The sequence below is a fragment of the Sphingopyxis sp. Geo25 genome (assembly GCF_949769135.1).
GTDB lineage: Bacteria > Pseudomonadota > Alphaproteobacteria > Sphingomonadales > Sphingomonadaceae > Sphingopyxis.
In genome coordinates this window covers 110,595-126,970 of sequence record NZ_CATKOZ010000004.1, presented here as the reverse complement: position 1 = coordinate 126,970, position 16,376 = coordinate 110,595, and the positions used below count along the sequence as shown (strand labels likewise).

At 64.6% G+C, this 16,376-nt stretch carries 19 protein-coding genes; 16 read left to right on the top strand and 3 right to left on the bottom strand.

Annotated features, from left to right (window positions below; translation table 11 throughout):
- Positions 1 to 144: 144 nt before the first annotated feature.
- From glmU to QOL68_RS12920, 8 genes are read left to right on the top strand one after another with little or no spacing between them, the layout of a single operon-like run.
- Positions 145 to 1,509, top strand: a complete 1,365-nt coding sequence (gene glmU / locus QOL68_RS12955) for a bifunctional UDP-N-acetylglucosamine diphosphorylase/glucosamine-1-phosphate N-acetyltransferase GlmU (protein WP_058457178.1) — start codon at positions 145 to 147, stop codon at positions 1,507 to 1,509.
- A gap of 4 nt (positions 1,510 to 1,513) precedes the next feature.
- A complete protein-coding gene (locus QOL68_RS12950; protein ID WP_058457177.1) occupies positions 1,514 to 2,053 on the top strand; it encodes a GNAT family N-acetyltransferase in 540 nt (179 codons plus the stop codon).
- Positions 2,050 to 2,364, top strand: coding sequence for a hypothetical protein (locus tag QOL68_RS12945; RefSeq protein WP_058457176.1), 315 nt, complete (start codon positions 2,050 to 2,052; stop codon positions 2,362 to 2,364). The genes QOL68_RS12950 and QOL68_RS12945 overlap by 4 nt, the downstream gene beginning before the upstream one ends.
- A gap of 30 nt (positions 2,365 to 2,394) precedes the next feature.
- Entirely contained in the window at positions 2,395 to 2,619 is a 225-nt protein-coding gene (locus QOL68_RS12940; RefSeq protein ID WP_058457175.1) for a ribbon-helix-helix domain-containing protein, read from the top strand.
- Complete coding sequence (locus tag QOL68_RS12935) at positions 2,616 to 2,984, top strand: PIN domain-containing protein (protein WP_058457174.1); 369 nt, start codon at positions 2,616 to 2,618, stop codon at positions 2,982 to 2,984. Before QOL68_RS12940 ends, QOL68_RS12935 begins: the two co-directional genes overlap by 4 nt.
- Positions 2,985 to 3,001: 17 nt before the next feature.
- Complete coding sequence (gene glmS / locus QOL68_RS12930) at positions 3,002 to 4,825, top strand: glutamine--fructose-6-phosphate transaminase (isomerizing) (protein WP_282949618.1); 1,824 nt, start codon at positions 3,002 to 3,004, stop codon at positions 4,823 to 4,825.
- A gap of 4 nt (positions 4,826 to 4,829) precedes the next feature.
- The gene (locus QOL68_RS12925; RefSeq protein WP_282949619.1) at positions 4,830 to 5,801 is read left to right on the top strand and encodes a cobaltochelatase CobT-related protein; all 972 of its coding nucleotides are present in this window, start codon (positions 4,830 to 4,832) and stop codon (positions 5,799 to 5,801) included.
- On the top strand, positions 5,798 to 6,211 hold the full coding sequence (locus QOL68_RS12920; protein ID WP_282949620.1) for a GFA family protein: 414 nt from the start codon (positions 5,798 to 5,800) through the stop codon (positions 6,209 to 6,211). The genes QOL68_RS12925 and QOL68_RS12920 overlap by 4 nt, the downstream gene beginning before the upstream one ends.
- Here QOL68_RS12920 and QOL68_RS12915 read toward each other — a convergent pair.
- The gene (locus tag QOL68_RS12915; protein WP_204992681.1) at positions 6,201 to 6,422 is read right to left on the bottom strand and encodes a hypothetical protein; all 222 of its coding nucleotides are present in this window, start codon (positions 6,420 to 6,422) and stop codon (positions 6,201 to 6,203) included. The genes QOL68_RS12920 and QOL68_RS12915 overlap by 11 nt on opposite strands.
- 60 nt (positions 6,423 to 6,482) lie before the next feature.
- On the opposite strand from QOL68_RS12915, the gene QOL68_RS12910 reads away from it, so the two are divergent.
- From QOL68_RS12910 to QOL68_RS12900, 3 genes are all read left to right on the top strand, one after another.
- Positions 6,483 to 7,142, top strand: coding sequence for an HAD family hydrolase (locus QOL68_RS12910; RefSeq protein WP_282949621.1), 660 nt, complete (start codon positions 6,483 to 6,485; stop codon positions 7,140 to 7,142).
- Between the two features lie 264 nt (positions 7,143 to 7,406).
- On the top strand, positions 7,407 to 8,279 hold the full coding sequence (locus QOL68_RS12905; RefSeq protein ID WP_282949622.1) for a dienelactone hydrolase family protein: 873 nt from the start codon (positions 7,407 to 7,409) through the stop codon (positions 8,277 to 8,279).
- A 64-nt stretch (positions 8,280 to 8,343) separates the two neighbouring features.
- Positions 8,344 to 9,888 carry an acyl-CoA synthetase gene (locus QOL68_RS12900; protein ID WP_282949623.1) on the top strand — a complete coding sequence of 515 codons (1,545 nt, stop codon included), beginning with the start codon at positions 8,344 to 8,346 and terminating at the stop codon, positions 9,886 to 9,888.
- On the opposite strand, the gene QOL68_RS12895 is transcribed toward QOL68_RS12900, so the two are convergent.
- Positions 9,873 to 10,889: an aldo/keto reductase gene (locus QOL68_RS12895; protein ID WP_282949624.1), complete on the bottom strand. Its 1,017-nt coding sequence runs from the start codon at positions 10,887 to 10,889 to the stop codon at positions 9,873 to 9,875. The genes QOL68_RS12900 and QOL68_RS12895 overlap by 16 nt on opposite strands.
- A gap of 63 nt (positions 10,890 to 10,952) precedes the next feature.
- Positions 10,953 to 11,543, bottom strand: a complete 591-nt coding sequence (locus tag QOL68_RS12890; RefSeq protein ID WP_282949625.1) for a LysE family translocator — start codon at positions 11,541 to 11,543, stop codon at positions 10,953 to 10,955.
- A gap of 74 nt (positions 11,544 to 11,617) precedes the next feature.
- Here QOL68_RS12890 and QOL68_RS12885 point away from each other — a divergent pair, with 74 nt between their 5' ends.
- The 5 genes from QOL68_RS12885 (at position 11,618) to hslO (ending at position 16,255) form a co-directional block, all read left to right on the top strand.
- Positions 11,618 to 12,070 (top strand): Lrp/AsnC family transcriptional regulator, encoded by a 453-nt coding sequence (locus tag QOL68_RS12885; protein WP_204992688.1) that lies wholly within the window; start codon positions 11,618 to 11,620, stop codon positions 12,068 to 12,070.
- A 67-nt stretch (positions 12,071 to 12,137) separates the two neighbouring features.
- Positions 12,138 to 13,124, top strand: coding sequence for an LLM class flavin-dependent oxidoreductase (locus QOL68_RS12880; protein WP_282949626.1), 987 nt, complete (start codon positions 12,138 to 12,140; stop codon positions 13,122 to 13,124).
- A gap of 108 nt (positions 13,125 to 13,232) precedes the next feature.
- Positions 13,233 to 14,420: an aspartate aminotransferase family protein gene (locus QOL68_RS12875; RefSeq protein ID WP_282949627.1), complete on the top strand. Its 1,188-nt coding sequence runs from the start codon at positions 13,233 to 13,235 to the stop codon at positions 14,418 to 14,420.
- Positions 14,421 to 15,344: an ornithine carbamoyltransferase gene (gene argF, locus QOL68_RS12870; RefSeq protein ID WP_204992691.1), complete on the top strand. Its 924-nt coding sequence runs from the start codon at positions 14,421 to 14,423 to the stop codon at positions 15,342 to 15,344.
- On the top strand, positions 15,341 to 16,255 hold the full coding sequence (gene hslO, locus QOL68_RS12865; protein WP_058457162.1) for an Hsp33 family molecular chaperone HslO: 915 nt from the start codon (positions 15,341 to 15,343) through the stop codon (positions 16,253 to 16,255). The genes argF and hslO overlap by 4 nt, the downstream gene beginning before the upstream one ends.
- Positions 16,256 to 16,376 lie beyond the last annotated feature (121 nt).

The window sequence follows — 16,376 nt, the reverse complement described above, 5'->3', positions numbered from 1 at the left end:
AACCTCTTTTTCCGTTCGTGTCGAGCGAAGTCGAGACACCCAAGGATCGAGCGCGCCTTCGCGGCATCTCGACTTCGCTCGATGCGAACGGGATTTGCACGATCGCATGGCGCGATGTGCTGGAAACCGCAATGATTTGCTGGCATGGCTCGCGCCATGAGCAATCCCATCGCCGCCATCATCCTTGCTGCGGGCAAGGGCACCCGCATGAAGTCCGACCTCCACAAGGTGCTGCACCCGATCGCGGGGCGGCCCATGCTGCTGCACCTGATGGCCGCGGTCGATGCGCTGGCGCCCGCGAAGAAGGTCGTTGTCGTCGGCGACAAGGCCGACCAGCTCGAGGCAGCGCTTGGCGGCAGTGCCGATCTGGCGGTGCAGGAACCGCAACTTGGCACCGGTCACGCGGTGCAGCAGGCGGAGCAGGCGCTCGCCGGTTTCGACGGCGACGTGCTGATCCTCTATGGCGATGTGCCCTTCGTGCCGACCGCGACGATGCAGGCGATGATCGATCGGCTCGGCGCCTCCGATGCGCCCGCGGTCGTGGTGCTGGCGTTCGAGCCCGACGATGCGTTGCAATATGGCCGCGTCATCACCGAAGGCGACCGAGTCGTGAAGATGGTCGAGCATAAGGATGCGACCGACGCCGAGCGCGCGGTGCGACTGTGCAATTCGGGGCTGATGGCGGCGAAGGCGCGCGACCTGTTCGCGCTGCTCGCGCGGGTCACCGACGACAATGCGGCGAAGGAATTTTATCTCGTCGATATCGTCAATATCGCGAACGCCGACGGGCGCCATTGCGCGGTGGTCAGGACCGACCCCGCCGACGTCGCCGGGATCAACAGCCGCGCCGAACTTGCCGCCGCCGAGGCGCAGTGGCAGGCGTTCAAGCGCGACGAGGCAATGGCGGGCGGAGCGTCGCTGAAGGCGCCCGAAACCGTCTGGTTCTCGTGGGACACCGAAATCGGCCGCGACGTGACGATCGAGCCCAATGTATTCTTCGGTCCCGGCGCGAAAGTCGCCGACGGGGTCACGATCCGCGGCTTCAGCCATATCGAGGGTGCGACCATCGGTGTCGGCTGCGAAGTCGGCCCCTTTGCACGCCTGCGTCCCGGCACGATCCTCGGCGAGAAGGCGAAGATCGGCAATTTCGTCGAGGTCAAGAAGGCGATCCTCGGCAAGGGCGCCAAGGCGAACCATCTCACTTACCTCGGCGATGCGACCATCGGCGCAGGGGCGAACATCGGCGCGGGGACGATCACCTGCAATTATGACGGCTATTTCAAATATCGGACCGAGATCGGCGAGAATGCCTTCATCGGATCGAACAGCGCGCTCGTGGCGCCGGTGAGGATCGGCCGCGATGCGATCGTCGCCGCGGGCAGCACGGTGACGCGCGACGTGATGGACGGCGAACTCCGCCTCGTGCGCGCCGAACAGTCGGTCAAGCCCGGCTGGGCCGACCGCTTTCACGATGCGATGCGCAAGAAGAAGGCAGCGGAGAAGAAATAGACCGATGCCCGCGCCGACGCTGACGACCGCGCGGCTCGTGCTGCGCCAGCTTCGCGAGGACGATGCCGGCGCGCTGTTTCCGGTGTTGTCCGATCCCGAGGTGATGATCTGGTGGTCGAGCGGGCCGCACACGTCGTCTGCGGAGACGGCGGATTACGTCAAAGGGAATGCCAGCGAAGGGCAGGGTCATCTCTGCTGGGCGATCACCGCGGGCGACGATGCCGCGCTCGGCTGGGTCATCCTGATCGACGGCAGGCCTCAGGTGAAGGAAGTCGGCTATATCCTGCATCGCGACCAATGGGGCAAGGGCATTGCGCGCGAAGCGGTGGCGCGAGTGATCGACTATGGGTTTGACGAGTTGGAACTGCGCCGCATCTTTGCCGACACCGACCCCGAAAATCGCGGTTCAATCGGGCTGCTCGAACGGCTGGGGTTCCAGCGCGAAGGCCGGCTGCGCGGCGAGTGGGAAACGCATATCGGCGTGCGCGATTCGCTGATCTACGGCTTGCTGCGCGACGAATGGAAGACGGAGAAGACGAGATGAGCGACCGCTACGACGACAAGCCATTCCTTCGCTACGTCGACGCGTGGGTCCTGAACGCGATCGGCCATCTCGACGAGCCGACGCGCGCCTATTGCGTGGCGATGGAGCCGACGATACGCCAGAGCCTGGGGCTGACGGGCAGCTGGGTGCAAATGGTCGCGCAACAGATGAAATTCGGACCCGAATTGCCCGATCAGGTCCGCAAGATCTGGGAAGAGGGCAGGCTACGTTTCGAGCAGGGCAACGGCCGCCCCGCCGATCCGGTGCAATTTGCCATGACTTTCGTCGACAGAAATTTCGGCAGGACTTGATTTGATATCATGATATGATATCAGAACTACATGCGCTTTCTCGCGGACATTCCCGATTCTGACGTCGAATGGCTCGATGCACTCGCCAATGAGCAAGGCGTCTCGCGCGCTGAGCTGGTGCGCCGCGCGGTTGCCGCCTATCGCGCCGACGTGTCGGGTGACGCGATCGACAATGCGTTCGGTATCTGGAAAGACCGCGACGATATCGGTGACGGCCTCAAATATCAGCGCCGCCTGAGGGGCAAGCGCGAATGATCGATGCGCAGTTCGACAGCGACATCCTGATCGACGCGCTGATCGGCGTCGAGGCCGCGCGGGGCGAGATCCGCCGCGCCGGACGCAAGAGCGTCAGCCGGGTGAGCTGGACCGAGGTGATGTCCGCCGCCGACCCGCAATCGGTCAAAGCCGTCGAGGCCTTTCTCGGCTGTTTCCAGGTCGAGGAGATCGGCGACGCCGTTGCGCGCCGTGCCGCCGCACTCCGCGCCGAACGCAAGGGCTTGACCCTTGCCGACGCCTTCGTATTGGCGACCGCGCAGATCAGCGGCCGCATCCTCGTCACCCGCAATATCAAGGTGTTTCCGGCGTCGATGCCGGGTATTCGCATTCCCTACACGCTCTAGAAGAAAGCCCAGCCCCCATGTGCGGAATCATCGGAATCATCGGCAAGGACCAGGTGGCGGACCGCCTCGTCGACGGGCTGCGGCGCATGGAATATCGCGGCTATGATTCGGCGGGGGTATGCACGGTCGAGGGTGGCCAGCTGATCCGCCGCCGCGCCGAGGGGAAGTTGAACAATCTCGTCAAGGAGCTCGCGGGCAACCCGGCGCCCGGCACCGTCGGCATCGCGCACACGCGCTGGGCGACGCACGGCGCGCCGACGACGAGCAATGCGCACCCGCATGCGACGGGCGAAGTCGCGCTGGTGCACAACGGAATCATCGAGAATTTCAAGCCGCTGCGCGAGGCGCTGCAGGCACGCGGTCGCACCTTCGAGAGCGAGACCGATACCGAGGTCGTCGCGCACCTCGTGAGCGAACAGGTCGAGGCAGGCAAGTCGCCGCAGGAAGCGGTGCAGGCGGTGCTGCCGCAGCTCCGCGGCGCCTTCGCGCTCGCGATCGCCTTCCGCCAGCATCCCGATCTGCTGATCGGCGCGCGCCTCGGTTCGCCGCTCGTCGTCGGCTACGGCGAGGGCGAGACCTATCTCGGCTCCGACGCGCTCGCGCTTGCGCCGCTGACGCAGAAGATCGCCTATCTCGACGAGGGCGACTGGGTCGTCATCACCCGCGACGGCGCGCAGATCTACGATGCCGCGAACAACCCGGTGGCGCGCGAGATCACGACATCGGGCGTCACCGCTGCGGCGGTCGAGAAGGGCAATTACCGCCACTTCATGCAGAAGGAGATTTTCGAGCAGCCGACCGTGGTTGCGCAGACGCTCTCCTCCTACATCCGCCCGCTCGAACAGACCGTCGCGCTGCCGCAGATGGACTTCGACCTCTCGACGGTCGAGCGCATCACGATCGTCGCGTGCGGCACGAGTTTCTATGCGGGCATGGTCGCCAAATATTGGTTCGAGACCTTCGCGCGCGTCCCCGTCGACATCGATGTCGCGTCGGAATTCCGTTACCGCGACCCGGTGCTGCAGCCCGGCGGGCTCGCGCTCTTCATCTCGCAGTCGGGCGAGACCGCCGACACGCTCGCGGCGCTCCGCCATTGCAAGGCGAACGGCCAGACGATCGCGGTCGTCGTCAATGTGCCGACCAGCAGCATGGCGCGCGAGGCCGACCTGCTGCTCCCGACCCACGCGGGGCCGGAGATCGGGGTCGCGTCGACCAAGGCCTTCACCTGCCAGCTCGCGGTGCTCGCCGCGCTCGCTGCGCATCTTGCGCTCAAGAAGGGCAAGCTCAGCGCCGATGAGGAGCGCGAGATCGTCAAGCATCTGGTCGAAGCCCCCGCCGCATTGAACGCGGCGCTGGCGCATGACGAGGATATCGCGAAGATGGCGCATTTGGTCGCGCCGGCGCGCGACGTGCTGTATCTGGGCCGCGGTCCCGACTATCCGCTGGCGCTCGAGGGCGCGCTCAAGCTCAAGGAAATCTCCTACATCCACGCCGAAGGCTATGCGTCGGGCGAGATGAAGCACGGCCCGATCGCGCTGATCGACGAGGCGGTCCCGGTGATCGTCCTCGCGCCGAGCGGGCCGTTGTTCGAAAAGACCGTCAGCAACATGCAGGAAGTCATGGCGCGCGGCGGCAAGGTCGTGCTGATCAGCGACGCCGAAGGCCTCGCCGAAGCCGGCGACGGCTGCATGGCGACGATCGAGATGCCCAAGGTCCACCCGCTGATCGCGCCGCTGGTTTATGCGGTGCCGGTGCAGTTGCTGGCGTACCATGTGGCGGTGGCGAAGGGCACGGATGTGGACCAGCCGCGCAATCTGGCGAAGTCGGTGACGGTGGAATAGGCCGATGGCTGCCGACTCCCCGAGTTCGGTGCCTGTGGCTCTCAGCCTTTTACTCACCGCGACTTTTCTGTGGGTTGTGTTTGGCATCATAATCCGCCGCTGGCGTGGGCGCCCTGTCGCCGATGGCCCCGAAGGGGAGCCTTATCGTGTGTACACGCGGGAATATGATCGTGTTTTGGCCGCGACAGATCTGCCGCTTGCCCTCTACGAAGCGAGTCCTGATCCTGAAAAAGGTCATGTCGAGACCGACAACGAGCAGTGGCGCTCGCAGATTGCGAACGCAGAAGACATCTATCGCGGACTGCACGACCTTCCTTCGCTCGCCGGAACTGAGGCGGGCGAGTTCCATGATGCGGCTGTCCTACTGATGGTTGACCAGTCCGGCTCGATGCGCGGCGAACCCATGGCTTGGGTTGCCGCGGGCGTCCGGCGATTGTCGGAGGAGTTGGGACGGTGCGGTGCCAGTGTCGCGGTTGCTGGCTATACGACTGCCGGGTGGCATGGAGGTTTCGCGCGGCGCAAATGGCTGCGCGAGGGACGACCCCGGCGACCCGGCCGTCTGTGTGCGCTGCTTCACATCCTCTATCAGCCATTCGACGGTGCGGGTCTGGACGACAATGGTTGGAGGCAGATGCTCAACCCTGACCTTCTGCGCGAGAATGTTGACGGGGAGGCGCTGGAATGGGGCGCTCATTATCTGAACCAGCGGCGCGAAAGACGCCGTATCCTGATGGTCGTCAGCGACGGGGCGCCGGTGGATGACTCGACGCTTCTTATTAACGGCGCGTCCTATTTGCATCGCCACTTTCTGAAGGCGCGGGATGCATTGATCGAAGCGAAGGAAGTGGAATTGCTCGCGATTGGCGCGGGATATCGTGTAGCGGAATTTTATCCCGTATCGCGCGAAGCGACTTCGGCCGCGGAACTCGTTGAGGCGGGGCTCGAAATGTTGAGAGGCAGGGTGATTTCGGAATGACCTGGAACACCACCTGCCACTGCGGCGCCGTCTCCGTGCGGCTTGCCAAAGCGCCCGAAGAGATTGCCGAGTGCAATTGCTCGCTTTGCTTCTCGCACGGCATCCTCTGGGCCTATTATTCGCCGCGCGATGTCGTGATCGAGGGCGAAACGCGGACCTATAATCGCGCCGACCGGCCGAACCCCAATTCGGACCTGCATTTCTGCGCCATCTGCGGCTGTTCGACGCACTGGTCGGCGACCGCGGGCCTGATCGAGCGGATGGGCGGCGCGGTCGACCTGATGGGCGTCAACATGCGCCTGTTCGATCCGGCGCAGCTAAGCGGGATAGCGCTGACCTTCCCCGACGGACGCCATTGGTCGGGCGAGGGCGCGTGGGGTTATGCCCGCGATCCGGTGCTCATGCCGTGACCGGCGGTCCGTCACCGGCTCGGCGCCCGGAGGCGTTGGCCTGCGCTAGGATCGAGGCCGAAACTTCTTCGATGGTTCCGGCCACGAGCAGCGGCGTGCTGCCGACCATGCCGACCTGCGTCTGTCCGTTTTCGGCAGACCGGAGCCACGCGACATTCTCCGCGACAACCAGATAGTTGCCGCCACGCGAGTTTAGCGAAATGAATTTCATGATGATGTTTCCTGACCCGTTCAGTCTCTAGCGCCCAAGTATGAAGATTGTGCACACCCGATGACCTTCGCCGCCATCATCTTCGATTTCGACGGCGTGATCGCCGACAGCGAGGTGCGCGCGAATATGTCGCTCTCCGAAAGCTTGACCGCGGCGGGGATGCCGACAACCTATGACGAAGCCTTGCGCGACTATTACGGCCATAACTGGCAGGAAACGCAGCGGCGGATCGAGGCGCGCTTCGGCCGCGCGCTGCCTGCCGATTTTCGGGAAACGCACCGCGCCCGCGCGCGGGCGCGTTTCATGGAGGGGTTCGACGCCGTTCCCGGCGCGCCGGCCTTTCTCGACACGCTGGGGTCGCTGCCGCGCGCGATCGCCTCGTCGAGCCGCGCCGAATATATCGACTGGGCGCTAGTGCTATTCGGCCTTCGGCATCATTTCGGCGAGCATATCTACAGCGCCGATGGCTGGGATCGCGGCAAGCCGCATCCCGATATCTATCTCGCTGCGGCCAAAGGGATCGGGGTCGATCCGGCCGACTGCCTCGCGATCGAGGATTCGCCGACCGGCGCGCAGGCGGCGCTGGCTGCGGGGATGACCGTGGTCGGATTTTGCGGCGCGGGTCATATCGTCGACCGTGCGGCGCATGGCGAGATATTGCGCGGTGTCGGCGTGCATCATGTGGTGCATAGTTACGACGAGATACGTCTCAACGCCTGACCCCCTGTCTCGTCATCCCCGCGAAGGCGGGGATCCAGCTGAATAGCCGCGTTGGAGGAAGCGGGATCCCCGCCTTCGCGGGGATGACGAAATGGGACCGATAACCCTTTCCTATTATCTTGGGCCGTGCTTAGCTGCCCCTATATCCATCGGTGCGCGTATTGCGATTTGTGAGTGAAGTTGCCTAGTTTTCTGCGCTTTCGGGGGAATCGGCAGCCTTTGGCTTTTTGGCGCGTATCGGGGTTCGGGAAGAGGAGAGAGCGTATGTGCAATGACATCACCGAAGCCGATCTCGACCGCGCGGGGCTGCCCGTAAACCGCCGTAGTTTCGGCACGCTGGTCGGCGCGGGTGCGCTTGCCTCGATGTTGCCGGTGTCGGCGGCCGCCGCCGGGCCGGTGAAGGGCCGCGACGTCGAGATACGCACCGCCGACGGCACCGCCGATGCCTATTTCGTCGCGCCCGCGAGCGGCAAGCATCCAGGCGTGCTCGTGTGGCCCGACATTCGCGGCCTGCGTCCTGCCTTTCGCCAGATGGCCGACCGGCTGGCGGGCGAGGGCTATGCGGTGCTCACCGTGAACCCCTTTTATCGCTGGCAGAAGTCGCCCGTCGTCGACGCGACGAACGACTTCAACGACCCCGCGATCCGCGACAAATTGTTCGGCTATCTGAAGCAGCTGACCAAGCCATTGGTGACGACCGACGCGACCGCGCATCTCGCCTTCCTCGACGCGCAAAAGGAGGTCGATACCAAGCGCAAGCTCGGCACGACCGGCTATTGCATGGGCGGTGCGATGACGATCTACACCGCGGCGTTGAAGCCCGACCGCGTCGGTGCGGCGGCGAGCTTTCATGGCGGCGGGGTCGGCACCGACAAGCCCGACAGCCCGCACCTGCTGATCCCCGGAACCAACGCGGGCTATCTGTTCGCGATCGCCGACAATGACGACAAGCAGGACCCCGAAGAGAAGAACCGGCTGAACGCCGTGCTGACCCCCCGCAAGCAATGGCACGAGGTCGAGGTCTATGCCGGCGCGATGCACGGCTGGTGCCCGCCCGACGGCCGCGCCTACAACGAAGCGGCGGCTGAAAAGGCGTGGGGCCGGATGCTCGAACTGTTCAAGATCGAGCTCGCCTGACGCCCGCCTAGAATCGATTCGCTTTCTCCAGCGGAAAACGTAAGTTTGCTGCGGGAGAGACAAGATGAACGATATGCTGGTCTATGACTGGATCGCGGAGAATGCGCGCCGTTTTCCCGACAAGGTCGCGACGATCGACATCCACAGCGGGCGGCAGCACAGCTATGCCGCGATGCACGAGCGGGTGGCGCGGATCGCGGGGCATTTGAGCGCAATCGGCGTCGCGAAGGGCGACCGAGTCGGCCTGCTCTCGATGAACAGCAGCGACATGCTCGACATCATGTTCGCCTGCTGGCGGATCGGCGCGGTGCTGACGATGCTGAACTTCCGCCTGACCGCGCACGAGCTGGCCTTCATGGTGAGCGACAGCGGCGCGAGCGCGGTGTTTTACGACACCGATCTCGAAGCGGTGATCCCGGCGCTCAGGGAAAAAACCGATGTCGCGCACTGGATCACAATGGACCCGGCGGGGAAGGGCGGCGATCTGGAGGCGGCGATAGCAGCGGCGACGCCCGTGTACGACCAGCTTCCGCAGCTCGGCAGCGATCTTTGCATGATCATGTATTCGTCGGGCACCACGGGAACGCCGAAAGGGGTGATGTTCAACCACGCCCAGTTCCTGTTCATCAATGCGGGGTCGGGCGGCATCTCGAATGCGTCGAACCGGATGGTCGGGCTTGTCGCGCTGCCCCTGTTCCACATCGGCGGGCTCGTCGCCTATACAACGATCAGCTTCGGCTTCGGCGGCACCGTCGTCGTGGTGCGCGCGTTCGAGCCCGGCGCCATGCTGCGGCTATTCGGCGATCCCGACATGGGCGTGACGCACTTTCTCGGCGTGCCGGCGATGTACAACGCGATGCAGGCGCATCCCGATTTCGCGACCACCGATTTCTCGCGCACCCAGACGATGAGCTGCGGCGCCGAGAGCGTCCCCGAAAGCCTGCTCCGCACCTGGTTCGCGCGCGGAGTGCCGATCCGCGAGGGATACGGGATGACCGAGACGTGCGCCGCGGCGCTGATGCAGGAGGCGCGCGACATCCCGGGCAAGATCGGCGCCGCGGGCAAGCCGGTACGGCATTGCGAGGCGAAGATCATGCGCGGCGATGGCACCGAGGCGCCGGTCGGCGAGCTTGGCGAGATCTGGATGCGCGGGCTCAACATCACGCCCGGCTACTGGAACCGGCCCGATGCCAATGCGTCGAGCTTCGTCGACGGCTGGTTCCGCTCGGGCGACGTCGGGCGGCAGGATGAAGAGGGCTATTTCTACATCGAAGACCGGGTGAAGGATATGTACATCACCGGCGGCGAGAATGTGTATCCGGCCGAAGTCGAGAATGCGCTCTATGCGATGGATGCGATCCACGAGGTTGCCGTCATCGGCCTGCCCGATCCCAAATGGGGCGAATGCGGCTGCGCGGTTGTCGTGCCGCGCCCCGGCGCGAGCGTGACGATCGAGGACATCAAGGCCTACTGCGGCGAGCGGCTCGCGCGGTACAAACACCCCGCGCGGCTCGAAATCGTCGACGCGCTGCCGCGCAACGCGACGGGCAAGGTGCTGAAGTTCGAGTTGCGCGAGCGGTTCGGCGGCGCGCCTCAGCCCATCGGGTAGAGGATGTCCTTGCCGACCTTGTGCAGCGCCTTCATCAGTTCGTCGCTCAGCACCAGTTCCTTGGCGGCGAGAATCGGGTCGACCTGATCATAGGCGCTGACCCCGACGATCGTCGAGGCGACGAAATCGTGCTGCTTCGACCAGGCGGTCGCCATCGTCACCGGATGCAGGCCATGCTCCTCGGCAATCGCAAGATAGCGAGCCGTCGCGGCGAGGCTCTTGTCGTTGACGAAACGGCGCCCCATCGCAGCCTGCCGGCCTTCCATGCCGAGATAGCGCGAGAAGCGCGCGCCTTCGGGCCGGGCGCCGTCCTGATATTTGCCCGACAATACCCCGCCGGCGAGCGGCGAATAGGGGATCAGGCTGATCCCCTCCTGCCGGCAGACCTGCGCGAGTTCGTCCTCGAAGCGGCGGTTGTTGAGACTGAAATTATTCTGGATCGTATGATAGCGCTGGGCGCCGAGGCGTTCGGATGCGGCGAGCGACTTCATCAAGCCCCAGCTCGTCTCGTTCGAACAGCCGAGGATTCGCACCTTGCCCTCGCGGACCAGTTCGTCGAGCGCGTCCATGATCTCGTCATAGGGCGCATCATGGTCGGGCCAGTGCGTCTGGTAGAGGTCGACATAATCGGTCTGGAGGCGCGTGAGGCTCGCTTCGATGGCGCTGCGGATATTGTGGCGGTCGAGCGCGGTCATTCCGCCGCGGCACGGCGACTTGAACCAGACATGGCTCGGTCCCGACACCTTGGTCGCGAGGATGATCGCGTCGCGGTTCTTGGTCTTGAGCCAGCGGCCGACGATCTCTTCGGTGCGGCCGACCCATTTCGTGTCGGGCGGCACCGGATAACCCTCGGCGGTGTCATAGAAATTGATCCCCTCGTCGAAGCAGCGGTCGAGAATGCGGAACGCTTCGGCCTCGTCGGTCTGGCTGCCGAAGGTCATCGTCCCCATGCAGATGTCGGAGACGTGGATGGCGCTTTTTCCGAGGCGGCGGCTTTGCATGGCTCTCTTCTCCTGTGAGGGGAGCGCCGTGTTTAGGTTGCGGATCGCAACCTTGCAATCGGATCAGATAAGAAGCGCGAGCGACCCCACCAGCAACGCCGCCATCGTCCAGTTGAACGCGCGCAACCGTGCCGGGCTCGACAGCCAACCGCGGAGCGACACGCCCATCACCGCCCACAGACTGGTCGAGGGGAGGTTGATGATCCCGAAGATGACCGCGACCAGCAGCACCGCCGCGAAATTGCGGTTCGGGGCATAAAGCGCGATCGCAGTCAGCGCCATCGACCAGGCCTTGGGGTTCACCCACTGGAACATCACCGCCTGGAAAAAGCTCATCGGCTTGCCGCGCGGGCTCTCGCCGTCGCCAGGCGCGCCGGCGTTGGCGATCTTCCAGGCGAGCCAGAGCAGATAGACGACGCTCACCACCTTGAGGGCGATGTTGAGCACCGGAAAGCGGTCGAACAGGCCCATGAGGCCGACGCCGACGAGGACGATCATCAGCGTGAAGCCGATGCCGACGCCGAGGGCGTGCGGCACCGTGCGGCGAAGGCCGAAGTTCGCGCCCGACGCCATCAGCATCATATTGTTCGGCCCCGGCGTGATCGACGAGACGAGAGCGAAAGCGGAGAGCGCGGCAAGGGTGGTCTGTTCCATGTGGCGCAACATAATGCGTTTCGATGCGCCACGGATTGCAAAGATAGGTAGTTTTGGGATAGATTGTGCAATCCATGATCAAGATTGATGCCATTGGCCGCAAGATATTGCACGAATTGTCCAGCGATGGACGAATCTCTAACCTCGAACTCGCCGATCGCGTCGGCCTGTCTCCCTCGGCGTGCTTGCGCCGCGTGCAGGAGCTCGAGCGCAGCGGCGTTATCAAGGGCTATCGCGCGGTGGTCGACCCGGCGAAGCTGGGGCTGACGTTCCTGGCCTATGTAACCGTCGGCCTGTCGTCGCACACGAAGAAGTCGCAGAATGATTTCGAGGCGGCGATGGCGCTCGCTCCCGAAGTGCGCGAGTGCCACAATCTCACCGGCGCGATCGAATATCTGCTGCGGGTCGAGACCGAGGATCTGGCCGCGTACAAACATTTCCATACCGAAGTCCTCGGCGTGCTGCCGCAGGTTCATTCGATCACCACTTATGTGCTGATGGAATCGCCGAAGGACGAGCGGGCGTAGTTTTTCTTGTGTCCGAGCGTGGAGGGCTGCGCTTGAACCTCACGGACCGCCAACGCATATCGGTTGCATGACGAAACTGTCCTTTCTCGACCTCGTGCCCGTCACCGATACCGGCACCATCTCGCAATCGCTCGCCAACGCTGCGGATCTCGCGAAGCACGCCGAGGCGCTCGGCTATGAACGCTATTGGGTTGCCGAGCATCATGGCATGGCGGGGATAGCGAGCGCGGCGACCTCCGTCGTGCTCGCGCATATCGGGCAGGCGACATCGACCATCCGCATCGGCGCGGGCGGCATCATGCTGCCGAACCATGCGCCGATAGTGATCGCCGAACAGTTCGGCACGCTCGAAGCGCTGTTCCCCGGCCGGGTCGATCTCGGTCTTGGGCGGGCGCCGGGTTCGGACGGCGTCGTCGCCCGCGCGCTCCGCCGCAATCTTGCGAGCGACGAGCGCCAGTTCCCGCAGGACGTCGTCGAGTTGCAGGCGTTCCTCGCCGGCGACGAACGGCTGGGCATCCGCGCGGTTCCGGGCGAGGGGACAAAGGTGCCGCTCTGGATTCTCGGATCGAGCCTGTTCGGCGCACAGCTCGCGGCGATGCTCGGGCTGCCCTATGCCTTCGCCAGTCACTTCGCGCCGGACGCGCTCGACGAAGCGCTCGACATCTATCGGCGCCAGTTCAAACCCTCGGACCAACTTGCCGAGCCCTATGCCGCGGCGGCGTTCAACGTCTTTGCCGCCGACACGCGCGAGAAAGCCGAACTGCTCGCTTCGTCGCAGCAGCAGGCGTTCGTCGCGCTGCGCACCGGCAATCCCGGCAAGATGAAGCCGCCGCTCGAAGGCTATAAGGACAGCCTGCCGCCGAATGCACGCGCGATCCTCGACCATGTGCTGCAATGCTCGGCGGTCGGGACCATCGACGATGTCGCCGCGGGCCTCAAGGCGTTCAGGGCGCGTACCGGCGTCGACGAGATTATCATCGCTTCTTCGATGTATGATCACACCGCGCGCAAGCATTCGGTCACGCTCGCGATGGAAGCGGCGAAATCGCTCTAACCCCCGTGTTGACGCGGCTCCGGCCGCGGCAGTATAGGGGCGGCCCCACCAAGGGCGGCCCGTTCGGGGTCGCCTTTTTACGTTTGTCTTTCTCGAAAGGTGCCCGACATGTCGATCACGCCGCTGATGCCCGTTTACCCCCGGTGCGGTGTGCGTCCGGTGCGAGGCGAGGGCGCCTATCTGATTGGCGAGCGCGGCGAACGCTATCTGGACTTCGCGAGCGGCATCGCGGTCAATCTGCTTGGCCATGGCCATCCACATCTGACCAAGGCGATCCAGGATCAGGCCGCGACGCTGATGCATGTGTCGAACCTTTACGGCAGCCCGCAGGGCGAAGCCTTTGCGCAGCGTCTGGTCGACAACACCTTCGCCGACACCGTCTTCTTCACCAACTCGGGCGCCGAGGCGGTCGAGTGCGCGATCAAGACGGCGCGCGCCTATCATTCGAGCGCGGGCAATGCCGAGAAGCACACGCTGATCACCTTCAACAACGCGTTCCACGGCCGCACGCTGGGCACGATCTCGGCGACCAATCAGGAAAAGCTGCGCAAGGGTTTCGATCCGCTGCTGCCGGGTTTCGCCTATGCGCCGTTCGACGACCTCAACGCGGCGCTCGACCTCGTCGACGACAACACCGCGGGCTTCCTTGTCGAGCCGGTGCAGGGCGAGGGCGGCATCCGTCCGGCGTCGCAGCCTTTCCTGCAAGGCCTGCGCGACATCTGCAACGAGCGCGATCTCGTGCTGGTATTCGACGAAGTCCAGTGCGGCGTCGCGCGCACCGGCACGCTCTATGCCTATGAACAGTATGGCGTCACCCCCGACATCATGGCGACCGCCAAGGGTATCGGCGGCGGCTTCCCGATGGGCGCGTGCCTCGCGACCGAAAAGGCGGCGCGCGGGATGGTGATCGGTACGCATGGCTCGACCTATGGCGGCAACCCGCTCGCGATGGCGGCGGGGCAGGCGGTGTTCGATGTCATCCTCGAGGAAGGCTTCCTCGACCAGGTCAAGGCGACCGGCGAACGCCTTCGCGGTGCGCTGGAACAGCTCATCCCCAACCATGACGATCTGTTCGAAAGCACCCGCGGCCTCGGCCTGATGCTCGGTCTCAAGCTCAAGAGCGACAGCCGCGCCTTTGTCGCGCACCTGCGCGACAATCACGGGCTGCTGACCGTCGCGGCGGGCGAGAATGTCGTGCGCGTGCTGCCGCCGCTCAACATCGAACAGGCGCATATCGACGAATTCATCGAGAAACTGTCGGCGGGGGCGGCGAGCTATACGCCGCCCGAGGCGTAAATGCGGAACTTCCTGAACCTGTCCGATGCGGGCGGGGATGCGGTCGCGGCGATGCTGGCCGACGCGATCGATCGCAAAGCGGCGCGCGCGGGCTGGCCGAAGGCGAAGCCCGACGCCGACGCCCCGCTCGCCGATCATGTGCTCGCGATGGTGTTCGAAAAGAATTCGACGCGCACGCGCTGCTCGTTCGACCTCGCCATCCGCCAACTGGGCGGCGTGCCCATGATCCTCGACGCCGGAACGACACAGCTCGGCCGCGGCGAGACGATCGCCGACACCGCGCGCGTGCTGTCGCGCTATGCCGATGCGATCATGATCCGCACCGATCATCACGAGAAGATCGAGAAACTGGCGCAGTACGCCGACGTTCCCGTGATCAACGGTCTGACCGACCTGTCGCATCCGTGCCAGATCGTCGCCGACCTGCTGACGATCGTCGAAAGCGGCAAGGCACTGCCGGGGCTCGAACTCGCGTGGCTCGGCGACGGCAATAACGTGCTCGCCTCGCTGATCGAGGCGGCGGGGCTGTTCGGCTTCAACGTTCGTGCGGGCGTGCCGCAGGGTTATGAACCCGATGCGGGTTTCGTCGAGGCGGCGCGCGCAAGGGGCGCGCGCATCGACATCGTGCGCGACGCGCGCGAAGCGGTCGCGGGCGCCGATTTGGTCGTCACCGACACCTGGGTGTCGATGGGGCAGGATCATGCGCACAACAAGCTGGCGGCGATGGCGCCCTATCAGGTTGATGAGCGGCTGATGGGTGCGGCCAAGGGCGACGCGCTGTTTCTTCACTGCCTGCCCGCGCATCGGGGCGAGGAAGTGGTCGACGCGGTGATCGACGGCCAACAGTCGCGTGTCTGGGACGAGGCCGAAAACCGCGTCCACGCGCAAAAATCGGTGCTGCTTTGGGCCGTCGGGAAATTATGAGCGAGATTATCGAAACCTGGTTCGACCAGCCGCTGCTGTTCACGATCAGCGAGCGCCATGTTCGTGGCCGCCTCGTGCGTCTTGGGCCGACGCTAAACACGATCATCGCCGCGCATAACTATCCGCCGGTCGCCGAAAAGCTGCTCGCCGAGGCGCTCGCATTGACCGTGCTGCTGGGCTCGACACTCAAGGACGAGGGGAGCCAGCTGACGCTGCAGGCGCAGACCGGCGGCGGGCCGATCGAACTGCTTGTATGCGACTATCGCGGCGGCGAACTGCGGGGTTACCTGAAATTCGACGCCGAGCGACTGGTCGGCGTTGGCGCCGATCCGACGCTGTTTGCGCTGTTCGGTGAGGGGTTCCTCGCGATCACCTTCGACCAGGCGGTGACCGGTGAGCGCTATCAGGGCATCGTGCCGCTCGAAGGGTCGTCGATCGGCGACGCCGCCGAGCATTATTTCGAGCAGTCCGAACAGATTCCGAGCCTGATCAAGCTGGCGGCGCGCCACGATGCCGAGGCGGGGTGCCTTGCTGGCGGCCTGCTGCTCCAGCACCTGCCCGAGGGCGAAGTCGGACGCGACCGCCTGCATGTGCGGCACGATCACCCCGAGTGGGAACATGCCAAGACCATCGCCGCGACGCTGAAGGACGAAGAGCTCACTGACCCGGCGACCTCGCTCGAGACGCTGGCATGGCGGCTCTTCCACGAAGACGAGGTGCGCGTCCAACCGGGTGTAGCCGTATCGCGCGGCTGCCGGTGCAGCATCGACTATTTTGCCGGCGTTCTCTCGAAATTCCCCGAAGGCGAACGCCGCGAGATGGCTGATGACGATGGGCTGGTGCAGGTCGATTGCGCTTTTTGCTCGCGCGTCTTTCCGATCCCGCTCGACGATATCGCGGCGCACGGCTGAGTGTTTTACCCCCTTGATTTCACCGGGGTGACGACGAGACGAGGCATATCGGCGCCAAGCGGTTGAAATGCCTGCCCTGGCTTGCTAGCTTATGGGAACAGGGGTCGCGTTTTGCCCGGAC

Bases quoted from the DNA above. Each gene is read 5' to 3' on its own strand.
- QOL68_RS12950 (WP_058457177.1), top strand. From the start codon at position 1,514: ATGCCCGCGCCGACGCTGACGACCGCGCGGCTCGTGCTGCGCCAGCTT.
- QOL68_RS12935 (WP_058457174.1), top strand. From the start codon at position 2,616: ATGATCGATGCGCAGTTCGACAGCGACATCCTGATCGACGCGCTGATC.
- QOL68_RS12900 (WP_282949623.1), top strand. From the start codon at position 8,344: ATGAACGATATGCTGGTCTATGACTGGATCGCGGAGAATGCGCGCCGT.
- QOL68_RS12905 (WP_282949622.1), top strand. From the start codon at position 7,407: ATGTGCAATGACATCACCGAAGCCGATCTCGACCGCGCGGGGCTGCCC.
- QOL68_RS12890 (WP_282949625.1), bottom strand. From the start codon at position 11,543: ATGGAACAGACCACCCTTGCCGCGCTCTCCGCTTTCGCTCTCGTCTCG.
- QOL68_RS12920 (WP_282949620.1), top strand. From the start codon at position 5,798: ATGACCTGGAACACCACCTGCCACTGCGGCGCCGTCTCCGTGCGGCTT.
- hslO (WP_058457162.1), top strand. From the start codon at position 15,341: ATGAGCGAGATTATCGAAACCTGGTTCGACCAGCCGCTGCTGTTCACG.
- QOL68_RS12880 (WP_282949626.1), top strand. From the start codon at position 12,138: ATGACGAAACTGTCCTTTCTCGACCTCGTGCCCGTCACCGATACCGGC.
- glmU (WP_058457178.1), top strand. From the start codon at position 145: ATGGCTCGCGCCATGAGCAATCCCATCGCCGCCATCATCCTTGCTGCG.
- argF (WP_204992691.1), top strand. From the start codon at position 14,421: ATGCGGAACTTCCTGAACCTGTCCGATGCGGGCGGGGATGCGGTCGCG.
- QOL68_RS12940 (WP_058457175.1), top strand. From the start codon at position 2,395: ATGCGCTTTCTCGCGGACATTCCCGATTCTGACGTCGAATGGCTCGAT.
- QOL68_RS12885 (WP_204992688.1), top strand. From the start codon at position 11,618: ATGATCAAGATTGATGCCATTGGCCGCAAGATATTGCACGAATTGTCC.
- glmS (WP_282949618.1), top strand. From the start codon at position 3,002: ATGTGCGGAATCATCGGAATCATCGGCAAGGACCAGGTGGCGGACCGC.
- QOL68_RS12875 (WP_282949627.1), top strand. From the start codon at position 13,233: ATGTCGATCACGCCGCTGATGCCCGTTTACCCCCGGTGCGGTGTGCGT.
- QOL68_RS12945 (WP_058457176.1), top strand. From the start codon at position 2,050: ATGAGCGACCGCTACGACGACAAGCCATTCCTTCGCTACGTCGACGCG.
- QOL68_RS12915 (WP_204992681.1), bottom strand. From the start codon at position 6,422: ATGAAATTCATTTCGCTAAACTCGCGTGGCGGCAACTATCTGGTTGTC.
- QOL68_RS12925 (WP_282949619.1), top strand. From the start codon at position 4,830: ATGGCTGCCGACTCCCCGAGTTCGGTGCCTGTGGCTCTCAGCCTTTTA.
- QOL68_RS12895 (WP_282949624.1), bottom strand. From the start codon at position 10,889: ATGCAAAGCCGCCGCCTCGGAAAAAGCGCCATCCACGTCTCCGACATC.
- QOL68_RS12910 (WP_282949621.1), top strand. From the start codon at position 6,483: ATGACCTTCGCCGCCATCATCTTCGATTTCGACGGCGTGATCGCCGAC.